Origin of the sequence: Pseudomonas bharatica CSV86 (assembly GCF_000319305.2) — a bacterium.
Classification (GTDB): domain Bacteria; phylum Pseudomonadota; class Gammaproteobacteria; order Pseudomonadales; family Pseudomonadaceae; genus Aquipseudomonas; species Aquipseudomonas bharatica.
In genome coordinates this window covers 660,573-675,723 of record NZ_AMWJ02000001.1, presented here as the reverse complement: position 1 = coordinate 675,723, position 15,151 = coordinate 660,573, and the positions used below count along the sequence as shown (strand labels likewise).

Below are 15,151 nucleotides of genomic sequence, written 5' to 3'. Positions count from 1 at the left end.
TTTTGCATTCTGCGCCCGGCTCTTTGGAGCCGGCGAATCAAAGACGGCCCACTATGCGTTATCAATTGCCCCTGCGTCGAATCGGCATGAAGCACTTCTTCTCCAGCACCGCCCTCGCCTTGCTGATCGGCCTTGGCAACCTGCCGCTGGCAGATCATGCCCTGGCTGCTGCCACCGCCCCGGCGGCCAACAGCTGGGACTCGCTTCAGCCCGACCGCGACCAGGCGATGGCGAGCGTCAACATCGTCGAGCTGCTCAAGCGTCGTCACTACAGCAAGCCGCCGCTGGACGACGCCCGCTCGGTGATCATCTACGACAGCTACCTCAAGCTGCTGGATCCGGCACGCAGCTACTTCCTCGCCAGCGATATCGCCGAATTCGACAAGTGGAAGACCCAGTTCGACGATTTCCTCAAGAGCGGCAACCTCGAACCCGGCTTCGATATCTACAAGCGCTACCTGGACCGGGTGAAGTCGCGTCTGGACTTCACCCTGGCCGAGCTGGACAAGGGCGTCGACAAGATCGACTTCACCACCCACGAAACCCTGCTGGTTGACCGCAAGGACGCCCCTGGATCAAGACCGGTGCCGAGCTGGACGACCTCTGGCGCAAACGCCTGAAGGACGAGGTCCTGCGCCTGAAGATCGCCGGCAAGGAACCCAAGGCCATCCAGGAACTGCTGGTCAAGCGCTACAAGAACCAGCTGGCGCGCCTGGGGCAGACCCGCTCGGAAGATATCTTCCAGGCCTACATCAATACCTTCGCCCAGTCCTACGACCCGCACACCAACTACCTGTCGCCGGATAACGCGGAAAACTTCGACATCAACATGAGCCTGTCGCTGGAAGGCATCGGCGCCGTCCTGCAGAGCGATAACGACCAGGTCAAGATCGTCCGCCTGGTACCCGCCGGCCCGGCCGCCAAGACCAAGCAGGTCGCGCCTGCCGACAAGATCGTCGGGGTTGCCCAGGGCGACGGCGAGATGGTCGACGTGATCGGCTGGCGCCTGGATGAAGTGGTCAAGAAGATCCGTGGCCCGAAAGGTTCGGTGGTGCGGCTCGAGGTGATTCCGGCGAGCAACGCGCCGAACGACCAGACCAGCAAGATCGTCACCATCACCCGCGAAGCGGTGAAGCTCGAAGAGCAGGCGGCGAAGAAATCCGTGCTGGAGCTCAAGCAGGACGGCCACACCTACAAGATCGGCATCATCGAACTGCCGGCCTTCTACCAGGACTTCAAGGCCATGCGTGCCGGCGACGCCGAGTACAAGAGCACCACGCGGGACGTGAAGAAACTGCTCGGCGAGCTGAAGAAAGACAACGTCGACGGCGTGGTGATCGACCTGCGCAACAACGGCGGCGGTTCGCTGCAGGAAGCCCAGGAGCTGACCAGCCTGTTCATCGACAGTGGTCCGACCGTGCTGATCCGCAGCGCCGATGGCCGCCTGGCCGTGCTCGAGGACCAGAACCCCACCGGCGCCTTCTACCGTGGCCCGCTGGCGGTGCTGGTCAATCGCCTGTCGGCCTCGGCGTCGGAAATCTTTGCCGGCGCCATGCAGGACTACCACCGGGCCCTGATCATCGGTGGCCAGACCTTCGGCAAGGGCACCGTGCAGAACCTCGAACCGCTCAATCACGGCGAGCTCAAGGTCACCATGGCCAAGTTCTACCGGGTTTCCGGCCAGAGCACCCAGCATCAAGGCGTACTGCCCGACATCGATTACCCGTCGATCATCGACACCAAGGAAATCGGCGAAAGCGCACTGCCCGAGGCCATGCCCTGGGACACCATCCGCGCCGCGATCAAGCCGACCAGCGATCCGTTCAAGCCGTTCCTGGCCCAGCTCAAGGCTCGCCATGACGCCCGCAGCGCCAAGGACGCCGAGTTCGTCTACATCCGTGACCGCCTGGCCCTGACCCAGAAGCTGATGAGCGAGAAGACCGTCAGCCTCAACGAGGAAGAACGCCGCGCCAAGCACACCGCTATCGAGAACCAGCAACTGGCCCTGGAAAACACCCGGCGCAAGGCCAAGGGCGAAGAACCGCTCAAGGAGCTGAAGAAGGAAGACGAGGATGCGATCCCCGCCGAGCCGGACGACAGCAAACCGGAAGACGACGCCTACCTCAGCGAAACCGGGCGTATCCTGCTGGACTACCTGAGCCTCAACGCCTCGGTGGCGAAACACTGAAGAAAGGCTAATCGATAATGGCGAAATACCATGATCGAGTAGCATTGCGTCATTAAACAGTCATCAAACTGTCGTGAAATAAGGGACTGAGCGCTATCGGCGCCCAGTCCCTTTTTTTCAAGGTAGCAGCGAGATGACCATGACCGAACAGCTCAGCGCATTGAGTTCCATCCTGACTCAAGGCGGCTTGCACAGCCTGTTCCAGCCCATCGTCTGCCTTTCCGAACGGCGCATCCTGGGTTACGAAGCCCTGAGCCGCGGCCCGTCCAACAGCCCCTTGCATTCACCGATCAACCTGTTCGCGGTGGCCCGTCATGCCGGGCGCCTGACCGAGCTGGAGATCGCCTGCCGGGAAAGTGCCTGTCGGCGTTTCAGCCAGCAGAAACTGGAAGGCAAGCTGTTCCTGAACGTCTCTCCCGAGTCGCTGCTCGAACCGCAGTACCAGTCCGGGCTGACCCTGAAGTTGCTGCAGAACCTTGGAATCCCGGCGAGCCGGGTGGTCATCGAACTTACCGAACAGACCCCGACCGACGATTTCCAACTGCTTTACAACGCCCTGCACCACTACCGCGACATGGGATTCTCCATTGCCCTGGATGACCTCGGCGCCGGCTATTCGAGCCTGCGCCTGTGGTCGGAACTGCGTCCGGACTACGTGAAGATCGATCGCCATTTCATCGACGGCATTCATCTGGATGCGGTAAAGCGCGAGTTCGTCGGGTCCATCCTGCAGATCGCCAAGGCATCGCGGGCCAAGGTGGTTGCCGAGGGCATCGAACTGCCCGAGGAACTGGCGGTGCTGACCGAGATGGGCGTGGACCTGGTCCAGGGTTACCTAGTCTGCCGGCCCCAGGAGCATCCGCCGAAGGACGTCACGCTGCTGCTTCCCGGTTCGATGCTGAACAGCCTGCCGGTGCTTGGCGACGAAGCCTCCGATCTCGGCGCACTCCTTATCGACCAACCGGCCGTCACCCGCGATACCGCGACGCCGTTGGTGCTGGAAGCGTTCCGCCGACAGGCCAACCTCAACTCGCTGGCGGTGCTCGACGAGCAGCAGCGACCTTGTGGCATCGTCCACCGCTATTCGCTCTCCGATGCCCTGCTCAAGCCCTTCGCCACCGAACTCTTCGCGCGCAAGCCGGTCAGCCGGCTGATGAGCGAGGATTTCCTTGCGGTAGAGCTGGGCCAGTCGCTGCAAAGTGTCAGCCGCCTGCTCACCAGCCGCGCGCGGCAGCGTATCGAGGAAGACTTCATCATCACCGACCAGGGACGCTATGTCGGCCTGGGGCGGGTCATCGACGTGCTGAAACTGATCACCGAGCAGAAGATCCAGCAGGCCCGCTACGCCAACCCGCTGACCCTGCTGCCGGGCAACGTGCCGATCCAGCAATGCCTGGCGCGGTTGCTGCAACAGCGGCGCCAGGCGGCGATCTGCTATGTCGATATCGACAGTTTCAAACCGTTCAACGATATCTACGGCTACGCCCGCGGTGACGAAGTGTTGCTATGCCTGGCGCAGTGCCTGAACGAACGGGTCGACCCGAGCCGGGACTTCGTCGGGCACATCGGTGGCGACGATTTCATGCTGGTCTTGAGTTCGCAGGATTGGCAGCAGCGCCTGGATGTATTGCTGGCGGATTTCGAACAGCAGTGCCGGCGGTTCTACCGCAGCGAGCACCTGGAGGCGGGATGTTTCATTGCCCACAACCGGCTCGGGCAGCGCCAGGAGTTTCCGTTGCTGTCGCTGTCGATCGGAGTGGTGCAGTTGCGTGCGGAAACCTGCGGCGAACTGGATGCGGACCAACTGGCGGACCTGGCGTCGCAGGCCAAGCATCATGCCAAGGAGGTTCAGGGGCCAGTGTGTATCTCATAGATACTGCGGCGGCCTGAAAGGCCTCATCGCTGCGGTGCGGCGGTCCGACAAGCCAGCTCCCACAGTGACCGCGTGCAGCGCTGACCCTGTGGGAGCTGGCTTGCCAGCGATGAGGCCCGCGAAGACTCAAGCTTCTTCTGGGTAGGAATACTCGAACACCCGCACCACCTCCGACGCATGCCACGACGCCGCCGCCATGCCGTCCGAAGGTCCGGAAAACCGTCCCAGCCGCTCCACGCATTCGAAGAACCCGGTACGTGGCAGGCGGCTCGCCCCCTGGCTGATCACCAGCGAACTGCGCAACGGCTGTTCGGCGCGGGCATCCAGCACCGCCAGGTATTCCAGCGCTGCAGTGAGGGTCTGCATCGCCGGGCTCGGCAGTTGCAGACGCTCCAGCAGCGCGCGGTAGGTCAGCAGATGGCGTTGACGGCGGGCCACATCCAGCTCGCCGAGCAAGCCCTCCCAGTGTTGCCGGCTGATCCGTACGGCGCTCATGACGGATCGCTCCAGCCGGATAATCCCAGCTCCCAGGCCAGGCTGCGGCGAATCGCCGAATCCGGCACGCGCTCGCCGCTTTCGATCATCGCCAGGTAGGCCGGGCTGATACCGACCTTGCGCGCCAGTTGCTCGGCAGGAATGCCCTTGGCCTCACGCAGCACGGCCAGCCTGCTCAGGGAGGGCACGCTGGCCGGGGAAGAAGCTGCTTCAGTGGTGGTTTGTGCTTCGGCGGACACCGCCTCCGGTTGCCCTGCCGCCTTGAGTAACGCCTGATATTGATCCCAGGGAACAACCGCGTACTCGGGTTGACCATCTCGGCTGATAACCTGAATAGCCATTACAACCCCCTTGTCGGACTTCTCGCATGTAATCTGTAGGCATAATCGTTATGCCAATAATATTACCAGCCATCCGGGGAATTGCAGCACGCCGCGGTAATCAGCTGTGGTTTTGCTCCAGACGCAGCGCTTCGGGCGTGTCCGGCAAGCGCTCGACCACCCGCAGCTTTTCCGGCGCCTGGCGCTGGCGCCAGGCGCGGAAGGCGTCCAGTTCGTCGCTCACGGTCTTCAGCACCCAGCCGAGCACGGCGATGTCGTCGAGCATGCCAACGCCCAGCAACCAGTCCGGAATCGCGTCCAGCGGGCTCACGAAATACAGCAGTCCGGCGACGATGGTCACCAGCGCCTTCGGACTGATCGCCCGGTACTCACCACGCCACCAGGCCACGCACAGCGCCTGCAGCAGGCGCACATCCTCCTTCAGTTGCCCCAGCCGCGGGCCTTTGCGCGCCACGGCGAACAACAGCGCCGGCAGGCGTCCGCGGCTGAGCAGACGCTCGGCGAGGGGCAGGAAGCGGGTGAAATTCCACGGTGCTTTCATGGGACCTCCATCAGCGGTGGCAGGAAGGTTATCCACATTAATTGTGGATAACCTTGTGAACAGAGCCTCGTTTCCGGTCCGGGGCTCCCGGCAGACAAGGGCCGGGGTCGGATCGGGCGTTTTTTACACACTTGTGTCACTGCGCAATCGTTTTGCGGAACTTTTTGTGAACCCGGTCACAGCGGCCCCGACCACTCTACTCCGGCCCTCCGGCAAAAACGACAACGCCCCGTAGCCGTGAGGCTACGGGGCGTTGGACAACAGCGACAGCCAGATTACTTGGCTGGAGCAGCGTCGGCAGCCGGCGCTTCAGGAGCGGCATCGGCTTCAGGAGCTTCCAGCTTGGAAGCGTCCTTGATGCCCAGCAGTTCCAGATCGAAGACCAGCACCGAGTTGGCCGGGATCATCGGGCTCGGGCTCTGGGCGCCGTAGGCCAGTTCAGCCGGGATGAACAGCTTGACCTTCTCGCCCACGTGCATCAGTTGCAGGCCTTCGACCCAGCCCGGGATCACGCCGCTGACCGGCAGGTCGATCGGCGCACCGCGCTCGACCGAGCTGTCGAAGACCTTGCCGTCGATCAGCTTGCCTTCGTAATGGACGGTAACCACGTCGGTAGGCTTGGGCTGGGCGCCGTCGGCTTTCTTCACGACTTCGTACTGCAGGCCGGAAGCGGTGGTGACCACACCCGGCTTCTTGCCGTTTTCCTCGAGGAATTTCTTGCCTGCGGCAGCGGACTCTTCGCCCTGCTTGGCCAGGCGCTCTTCGGCACGCTTCTGCAGCGCGGCGAAGGCTTCGATCAGCTCGTCGTCCTTCAGGCGTTGCTCTTTCTTGCCGATGGCATCTTCGATGCCCTGGGCAACGGCCTTGGAATCGAGGTCGTCCATGCCTTCCTGGGCCAGGCTCTTGCCCATGTTCAGGCCAATACCGTAGGAGGCTTTCTGTGCCGGGGTTTTCAGCTCGACGCTGGTCTGCGAATCGCAACCCGCCAGGACCAGGCTAACCAGGGCAACCGCAGCCGCCAACCGATGCTGTTTCATGCTATTTCCTTGTTCATGCGCCAAAGGGGCAATCGGGGTAAAGCCGCGAGAATATCAGGCGGCCACGACCAATGGCTACCGGCAATAGGAACGAGAAAAGCCCCGGAAGTTCAGGACCATGAACAGTTCTTCATGCAACCGCGCGGCACCAGGCCAGCAGGCGCGTCGCAGCCGGCCTCACGGGTAGTCGCCGTCCCGGTATTGTGCTGCAACTTCGCGCAACACTTCACATAGCCATTGCGCCGGCAGCGTGGCGGGCAAGGCCGCGTTGCTGCAAATCCCCACGGAACCACCGGGTTCGCTGACGCCCAGGTCGAGCTCGTGCAGCTCGCCGCGGTCGAGATCGACCCGCACCGCATCCCGGGGCGCGACCCAGACCGCATCGCTGCCCTGCACATAACGCCGGCTCAGGGCCGGGGACAGGGTTTCCAGACGCTGGCGCGGCTGCTCGATGGCGCATTGCACGAACAGGCTGTCGGCATGCTTGCGGATCGTGGTGCCGGCCAGCGGCAGTACCAGCGGGTAGTCGGCAAGGCGCGCGCGCTCCAGCGGGTCGCTGGCCAGCAAAGGATGGCCCGGACGCACCACCAGCGACATCGACTCGCTGTACAAGTGTTCGAACAGCAGGCCCTGGATCTGCGGGCTGTCGGTCATGCGGCCGATCACCAGGTCCAGTTCGCCCACGTGCAACTGCGCCAGCAGATGGGCACTGGGGCCGGTGGCGACGCTGACTACCAAGGCCGCATGGCGCTGGTGCAGGCGGCGGATGACCTCAGGCATGAGCAGGCTTTCGACAGTGGACAACACGCCGACCCTGACCTGCGGCGGCGCGTGCTCTTCGCCGCGCAGGCTGCTGACGCCTTCGCGCAGGGCCTGCACGCAAGGCCCTGCGTAGCGCATGAAACGCACGCCGGCCGGGGTCAGCTCGACGCCCTGGCGGCCGCGTTCGAACAGGCGGGTCTGGAGCAGGTCTTCGAGTTCCTTGAGGGTCTTGGAAATCGCCGGCTGGGTGATGGCCACGGCATCTGCGGCCTTGGCGAAACTGCCCTGGCGGGCGATTTCGAGAAAGCACAGGAGGTGGCGGAATTTGATGCGGGTGTCGAGGTTCATGAGGTGGGAGTGTATCTGTGTCCTGACATTTTTGTGCCGGGTTTGAGGGCCCTATCGCTGGCAAGCCAGCTCCCACAGGTTCACCAGTGTTCCCGAGAGCACCGCTGTACCTGTGGGGCAACCCGGTTACATGTCAGCCCGCGATTTCCACCCGCCCCTCATTCACCCGTACCGGCCACACCCGCAAAGCCTGTTGTTCATCCTCCAGGCAGCGCCCATCGCGCAAGCAGAAATGCTGCTTGTACAACGGCGAAGCCACCACCAGCTCGCCCTTCAGGCTGCCGATCAGCCCCCGTCCGATCACATTGGCCCCGGAAACCGGATCGTGGTTGTCCAGTGCATGCAGCTCGGTCTCGGCTCCCGGCACATAGAACAGCGCGACCTGCGCGCCCTGGTGCCAGACCACTACCCCGGAACGTGCAACCAGGTCGGTTTCGGCACAGACCGGCGTCCATTCGACCGGCGAGTTAACAACAGCATTCGTCTGGCTCATCAGAGCACCTCCTCGGTGACGGGAATCAGGTGCAGCTCGGCAGCGGCAATCGGCCGGCGCTGCCCGCGTTCGCGGACGAAGTGCACGTCCGGGTCGGCCCGCTGGTCGTTGACGAAGGTACGGAAACGCTTGAGCTTTTCCGGGTCCTTGAGGGCGTTTGCCCATTCGCACTCATAACGATCGACCACGTGCTGCATCTGCGCTTCCAGTTCGGCCGCCAGGCCCAGGCTGTCGTCGAGGATCACCTGCTTGAGGTAGTCCAGCCCGCCCTCCAGGTTCTCGCGCCAGACCGACGTGCGCTGCAGCTTGTCGGCGGTGCGGATGTAGAACATCAGCAAGCGATCGATCAGCCGCACCAGCGTGGCGTCATCCAGGTCGGTGGCGAACAGTTCGGCATGACGCGGGCGCATGCCGCCATTACCGCAGACATACAGGTTCCAGCCCTTTTCGGTAGCGATCACGCCGATGTCCTTGCTCTGCGCCTCGGCGCATTCGCGGGTGCAGCCGGACACGGCGAACTTGAGTTTGTGCGGCGAACGCAGGCCCTTGTAGCGGTCTTCCAGGTGCAGGGCCATCTTCACGCTGTCCTGCACGCCATAGCGGCACCAGGTGCTGCCCACGCAGGACTTCACCGTGCGCGTCGACTTGCCATAGGCATGCCCGGTCTCGAAGCCGGCGGCAATCAGTTCTTCCCAGATCAGCGGCAGTTCGTGCAGTTGCGCGCCGAACAGGTCGATGCGCTGGCCGCCGGTGATCTTGGTGTAGAGATCGTATTTCTTCGCCACCTCGCCGATCACGATCAGCTTGTCCGGGGTGATCTCGCCGCCAGGGATGCGCGGCACCACCGAGTAGGTGCCGTTCTTCTGCATGTTGGCCATGAAGGTGTCGTTGGTGTCCTGCAGCGGCACCAGCGCCGGGTCCATGATCGGCTGGTTCCAGCACGAAGCGAGGATCGAGCCGACCGTGGGTTTGCAGATGTCGCAGCCCAGGTGACCCTTGCCGTGGCGGGCGAGCAGTTCGTCGAAATCGCGGATGCCTTCCACCCGCACCAGTGCATAAAGCTCCTGGCGGGTATAGGCGAAGTGTTCGCAAAGGCTCTTGTCCACGGCCACGCCGCGCGCCGTCAGTTCATGCTCGAAGACCTGCTTGAGCAAGGCCGCGCAGCCGCCGCAACCGCTGGCCGCCTTGGTGCAGCCCTTGACCGCCGCGAGGTCGCCGCAGCCGCTGTCGATGGCGGCGCAGATCGCCCCCTTGCTGACGTTGTGGCAGGAGCAGATGGTCGCACTGTCCGGCAGGGCATCGGCGCCCAAGGCGGGGGCACCGGAGGATTGCGGGAGGATCAGCGCCGAAGGATCGGCGGGTACGGCGATGCCGTTCTGGGCGTATTGCAGCAGGGTGTCGTAGTAGCTGTTGTCACCCACCAGCACTGCGCCGATCACCCGCTTGCCGCTGGCATCCAGCACCAGCCGGCGATAGCTGCTGCCGCCCTCGTCGATGAAGCGGTAGCTGCGCGAGCCCGGGGTGGCGCCGTGGGCATCGCCGATGGAACCGACATCGACGCCAAGCAGCTTGAGCTTGGTCGACATATCGGCGCCAGCGAAGGCAGCCGAAGGTTGCCCGGCCAGGGCCGCCGCCAGGTTGCGCGCCATGTTGTAGCCCGGGGCGACCAGGCCGAATACGCTGCCATTCCACGACGCGCATTCGCCGATGGCGTAGATCTGCGGATCGCTGCTGCGGCACTCGCCATCGATCACCACGCCGCCACGGGGGGCTACGTCCAGACCGCAGGCGCGGGCCAGGGCGTCCTGGGGGCGGATACCGGCGGAGAACACGATCAGGTCGGTTTCGAGGAACTCGCCGCCGTCGAAGTTCATCCGGTAGCGGTACTCCTCGCCTGCAACGATGGCCTGGGTGGCGCGGGACAGGTGCACACCGACCCCAAGTGCCTCGATCCGCGCACGCAGCGCCGCTCCGCCTTCAGCGTCCAGTTGCACCGGCATCAGGCGCGGGGCGAATTCCACCACATGGGCTTCCAGGCCGAGGGACTTGAGGGCGTTGGCCGCTTCCAGGCCAAGCAGGCCACCGCCGACCACCACCCGCGCCGGGCGCTGGCGGCGGCGGCACGGATGTTGTCGAGGTCATCGAGGGTGCGATAGACCAGGCGCGCCGCGCCTTCGGAACCCTCGATCGGCGGGACGAAGGGATAGGACCCGGTAGCGAGGATCAGACGGTCGTAGGCATAACGGCCGGCGCTGGTCACCACTTCGCGGCGCTCGCGGTCCACTTCCAGCACGGCCTCGTGCAGATGCAGGGCCACACCGTGTTCGGCGTACAGGCCGGCGTCGCCCAGGGCCAGGGCTTCGGCGTCGCTGCCGCCGAAGTATTCGGACAGGTGCACGCGGTCATAGGCGCGCTGGCGCTCCTCGCCGAATACCCGCACCTCGAAACGCCCCAGGGCGCCGCGTTCGATCAATTGCTCGACGCAGTGATGGCCAACCATGCCGTTGCCGACGATAACCAGCTTTTCTCGTTGTTGGATGGACGCGAAAGCGTTCATGCGCGGTTCCTCACGGTGCGGGGCGTGCCCCGGAAAAAACACAAAAAAAGGCGCCTGGAGCCGAAGCTCCAGGCGCCTTTGCCTGGTCTTGATCGTTGTGGTCCGGTGCGGTGATCGACGTTGACCACCCAGGACGTTGTAACAAGGTAAAAGCAGGGACTGTGCCAAGTGCTGGCAGGGCCTGATTTCCGGGGATTTCAGGGTTTAGCGGGTGAATTTTCTGAACCATGCTGGTGCGGGAGTCACCGTTTTGGAGCATGTTTCTTTAGTGACTTTTATGGCCCCATCGCTGGCAAGCCAGCTCCCACAGTGTGGGAGCTGGCTTGCCGGCGATGGGGGCCGAGAGATCAATACACATCCCGCAGATACCGCTTGTCCTTCCCCATCTGCGCCACATACGCGGCAGCCTCATCGACACTCATCCCGCCATGCTCCGCTACCACCGCCTTCAACGCCGCATCCACATCCCTGGCCATCCGCGAAGCATCGCCGCACACGTAGAAGAACGCCCCCTCCTGCAACCAGCGCCACAACTCCGCACCCTGCTCCTGCATGCGCTGCTGCACGTAGATCTTCCGTTCCTGGTCACGGGAGAACGCCGTGTCCAGCCGGGTCAGCAAGCCGGACTCGCACCAGGCCAGCAGTTCATCCCAGTAGTAGAAATCGCACGCCTGGTGCTGCTCGCCAAAGAACAGCCAGTTTCGCCCGCGCGCCTGCCGCGCTTCGCGGTCCTGGAGAAAAGCACGAAACGGCGCGACGCCGGTGCCCGGCCCGACCATGATCACCGGCAGCTCGTCGTTATCCGGCAAACGGAAGCTGGCCGTCGGTTGCGGGAAGATGTCGACGTGCAGGCCCTGTGCGCGGTCGGCGAGGAAACTCGAACACACGCCCTTGCGCTGCCCGTAGCGTACGGTGGACATCGTCAGGTGTACCTGCGTCGGATGCCGCCTCGGGCTGGAACTGATCGAGTACAGGCGCGGCTGCAAGGGCCTGAGCAGCGCCAGCCACTCGTCCAGGGAAAGCGCCAGGGGAAACTCGGCCAGCAGGTCCACCAGTTGCCGCCCCCATAGCCAGTCATCGAGCGCAGCCTTGTCCGTGGGCAGGCCGGTGACCTTCTGCAGGATCCGCGGGGTGATGCGGGTGATGTCCAGTCGTTCGGCCAGCGCAGTGGCCAGCGGCATCCGGCCTTTGCAATCGACTTGGGCGTCACCATCGAGGCCGGTGCGCCGCAGGAATTCATCCACCAGTTCCGGGCAGTTGCGCGGCCACACACCGAGGGCATCGCCGGCCTGGTAGCTCAGCCCACTGTCGCCCAGGTCGAAGACGATCTGCCGGGTTTCCTTGCTGGCACCCGGCCCGCTGAGCAGGCGGTTGTCCAGCAGGCGAGCAGGCACGGGGTTGTACTTGCCGACCACCGGTGTCTCGCTCTCGACGACCGCCAGCGGTGCTTGCCCATGCGCCAGCGTGGCCGTCAGCGCCGCCAGCCACGCGGCAAAAGGCTCGTCGAACTCCGGCTCGCAGTCCACCCGTTCCAGCATGCGCTGGCCGCCCAGCTCGGCCAGGCGCTGGTCCAGCTTGCGCCCGAAGCCACAGAACCGGTCGTAGCTGGAATCACCCAGCGCCAGCACCGCGTAGGGCCGCCTGGTCCAATCCCCGGTTTCGCCTTGCAGCGCCTGCCAGAACGCCACGCCGCTGTCCGGCGCCTCGCCATCGCCGAAGGTGCTGGCGATCAACAGCAGGCTGGCGGCCGCACCGACCTGCTCCGGCCGGGCGGCATCCATGCATTCCAGTTGCACCGCCAGGCCAGCCGCCCGCAAATGCCTGGCGCAACGCTCGGCCAGGGTCTGGCTGTTGCCGGTCTGCGAGGCCCAAAGCACCAAATGACGCTGGCGGTCGTCAGGGGGCTCGGTGACGGCGGGTTGCAGCTCCAGGGCATCTATCCGCTCGCCAGCGACCCGGGTCAGGGCTACGGCGCAGTGCTTGAAGGCCGGCTGCAGGGAAAGCGGATCGACCGCATCGCAAGTCAGTGCATTGATTGCCAGTTGCTCACCATACAGATCGTTCCAGTGAAACGGCGCAAAGCAGTTGCCCGGCATCACCCGGGTAGTGATCCGCGCCGGCAGCACCGCCAGGCCACGACGGGAGCGAATCTGTACCTGGTCCTTGTCGATGATTCCGAGATCGGCTGCGTCGGCCGGGTGGATTTCAACGAAGGGCCCCGGATCCAGCCTGTTGAGGCTGGCAACCTTGCCGGTCTTGGTAAGGGTGTGCCACTGGTGCTGCACACGTCCGGTATTGAGCACCAGCGGATAGGATTCATCCGGCAATTCGGCAGGCGGCAACCAGGGACGAGCGAAGAAACGTGCCTTGCCCGACGCGGTGGGGAAGCTGATTGCCGGGCGCTCACCCGCTGCGTTTTCCCGCAGGGCCTGGCTCAGGCCGTCATTCAGGTAGCGCAGCGGGCTGCGGGAGGTCGCGCGCCCCGGCTCGAACGGCCACTGTTGCGGCCCTGCGCGCAGTTTCGGGTAGTCCAGACCGCGCAGGTCGTAGCCAGTGGCCGGGTTCCAGGCCTGGCGGATTTCGTCGAAGACCTGCTCGGCGCTGGTGTAGCTGAAACCTTCCTCATAGCCCATGGCACAGGCTACCCGGGCAATGATCTGCCAGTCCGCCAGGCTGTCGCCCGGCGCATCGACCGCCTTGGCGGCAAGGGTCAGGTTGCGCTCGGAATTGATCATCACCCCTTCGGATTCGGCCCACAGGGCGGCCGGCAGGAGGATATCGGCGTAGCGGTTGGTTTCCGTGTCGAGGAAGGCGTCCTGGCTGATGACCAGTTCCGCCGCTTGTAGCCCGTCGATCACCGTCTGGCGGTTGGCGACGCTGGCCACCGGGTTGCTGCAGATGATCCAGCAGGCCTTGACCTGCCCCGCTGCCATCTGCCGGAACAGATCGACGGTGCCTTCGCCCGCCTCGGCACGCAGGCTGCCGGCGGGGATGCGCCAAAGCGCCTCGATGAACCGGCGATCGGCTTCGACCAGCGCCGAACGTTGCCCCGGCAGGCCCGGGCCCATGTAGCCCATTTCCCGTCCGCCCATGGCGTTGGGCTGACCGGTGAGGGAGAAGGGCCGCTCCCCGGGCGGCAAATGGCGCCGGTGGCCAGGTGCAGGTTGCACACGGCGTTGCTGTGCCAGGTGCCATGGATGCTCTGGTTCAGGCCCATGGTCCAGCAGCTCATCCAGTCTTTCGCACCGCCGATCAGGGCCGCCGCCTGGCGGATATCGGCCTCGGCCAGGCCAGTGATCTGCGCAACACGGGCGGGTGCGTAGTCGGCGAGAAAGGCCGGCATTTCTTCCCAGCCTTCGGTGTAGCGCTCGATGAACGCATTGTCGGTATGGCCGTTTTCCAGCAGCAGGTGCAGCAGGCCGTTGAGCAATGCCAGGTCGGTGCCGGGACGAACCTGGAGGAACAGGTCGGCCTTGTCGGCGCTGGCACTGCGCCGCGGATCGACCACGATCAGGCGTGCACCCGCTTTGAGCCGGTCGAGCAGGCGCAGGAAGAGAATCGGGTGACAATCGGCCATATTGGCGCCGATCACCAGAAAGACCTCGGCCCGGTCGAAATCCTCGTAGCTGCCCGGCGGTCCGTCGGCGCCCAGGGACAGCTTGTAGCCACTCCCGGCACTGGCCATGCACAGGCGCGAATTGGATTCGATATGGCGGCTGCGGATGTAACCCTTGACCAGCTTGTTGGCGAGGTACTGGGCTTCCAGGGACATCTGCCCCGAGACGTACAGCGCGACGGCGTCGGGGCCGTGGGTATCGATGATGGCGCGCAGGCGCCGCGCGGTCTGCCCGATGGCCTGGTCGATACCGAGACGCACCGGATCGCGCTGGCGCTGGTCGCGCAGCCAGGCCCATTCCATGCGTCCGGACTCGCGCAGCGGTTGGTGGCAGGTCAGGCCCTTGGTGCACAACCGGCCGAGATTGCTCGGGTGCTGCTTGTCTCCGCTGACCCGGGTGACCTGGTTATCGGTCACGCTCATGACGATGCCGCATCCGACACCGCAATATGGACAGACACTGCGCACCGTCGTGCTGGTCATGATCCCGCCTCCCCTGCCTTTTCCGCGCAAAAACAAAAAAGCGCCCTGCCGCTCGACCTGAATGAACAGGGGAGCAGCACGGCGCCTTTGTCGTGAATGGGGCAATCGACGTTGATTGCCTGATAGGCAGGGTTAAGCAAGGGGCGCGCCAGATTGTTCGCAAGCCGGCACTCAGAGCAACGCGGACGACTGTGGGAGCTGGCTTGCCAGCGATGAGGCCGGCTCGGGCAACGATGTTTTCAGGTCTGGCCCTATCGCTGGCAAGCCAGCTCCCACAGGGTCCGTGGCGAACACAAGCTTCATGACTGGCCCCAAGGGCCCGCGTAAATCTGCACCGTCCTGGTGAGCCTCGCACCAAAGCGCGACAGACATGGCCGTAGTCTCTAACGCCTGGTTACAATTCGCCTCCTGCCCGTC

The 15,151-nt window shown here is 64.3% G+C and carries 6 protein-coding genes and 4 pseudogenes; 2 read left to right on the top strand and 8 right to left on the bottom strand.

Features of this window, described 5'->3' with window-relative positions; all coding sequences use genetic code 11:
- The first annotated feature begins 86 nt into the window (after positions 1-86).
- Together CSV86_RS03115 and CSV86_RS03110 are read left to right on the top strand one after the other, a co-directional pair.
- Positions 87-2,188 (top strand): annotated as a pseudogene (locus tag CSV86_RS03115) (carboxy terminal-processing peptidase).
- Positions 2,189-2,321: 133 nt separating this feature from the next.
- Positions 2,322-4,078: pseudogene (locus CSV86_RS03110) on the top strand (bifunctional diguanylate cyclase/phosphodiesterase).
- A 109-nt stretch (positions 4,079-4,187) separates the two neighbouring features.
- On the opposite strand, the gene CSV86_RS03105 reads toward CSV86_RS03110, so the two are convergent.
- The 8 genes and pseudogenes from CSV86_RS03105 to CSV86_RS03070 all read right to left on the bottom strand — a co-directional run bounded on the left by CSV86_RS03105 (position 4,188) and on the right by CSV86_RS03070 (position 14,734).
- Positions 4,188-4,556, bottom strand: coding sequence for a hypothetical protein (locus tag CSV86_RS03105; RefSeq protein WP_009407455.1), 369 nt, complete (start codon positions 4,554-4,556; stop codon positions 4,188-4,190).
- Entirely contained in the window at positions 4,553-4,897 is a 345-nt protein-coding gene (locus CSV86_RS03100) for a helix-turn-helix domain-containing protein (RefSeq protein WP_037062307.1), read from the bottom strand. Before CSV86_RS03100 ends, CSV86_RS03105 begins: the two co-directional genes overlap by 4 nt.
- Before the next feature lie 100 nt (positions 4,898-4,997).
- The gene (locus CSV86_RS03095) at positions 4,998-5,438 is read right to left on the bottom strand and encodes a YkvA family protein (protein WP_009407451.1); all 441 of its coding nucleotides are present in this window, start codon (positions 5,436-5,438) and stop codon (positions 4,998-5,000) included.
- 275 nt (positions 5,439-5,713) lie between these two features.
- Positions 5,714-6,475 carry a BamJ family beta-barrel-assembly machinery protein gene (gene bamJ, locus CSV86_RS03090; RefSeq protein WP_009407449.1) on the bottom strand — a complete coding sequence of 254 codons (762 nt, stop codon included), beginning with the start codon at positions 6,473-6,475 and terminating at the stop codon, positions 5,714-5,716.
- Positions 6,476-6,652: 177 nt separating this feature from the next.
- Positions 6,653-7,585 (bottom strand): pca operon transcription factor PcaQ, encoded by a 933-nt coding sequence (gene pcaQ, locus CSV86_RS03085; protein WP_009407447.1) that lies wholly within the window; start codon positions 7,583-7,585, stop codon positions 6,653-6,655.
- 133 nt (positions 7,586-7,718) lie between these two features.
- Positions 7,719-8,078: a nitrite reductase small subunit NirD gene (gene nirD, locus CSV86_RS03080; protein ID WP_009407445.1), complete on the bottom strand. Its 360-nt coding sequence runs from the start codon at positions 8,076-8,078 to the stop codon at positions 7,719-7,721.
- A pseudogene (gene nirB, locus CSV86_RS03075) lies at positions 8,078-10,635 on the bottom strand (nitrite reductase large subunit NirB). Before nirB ends, nirD begins: the two are co-directional and overlap by 1 nt.
- Before the next feature lie 347 nt (positions 10,636-10,982).
- Positions 10,983-14,734 (bottom strand): annotated as a pseudogene (locus CSV86_RS03070) (bifunctional nitrate reductase/sulfite reductase flavoprotein subunit alpha).
- Positions 14,735-15,151 lie beyond the last annotated feature (417 nt).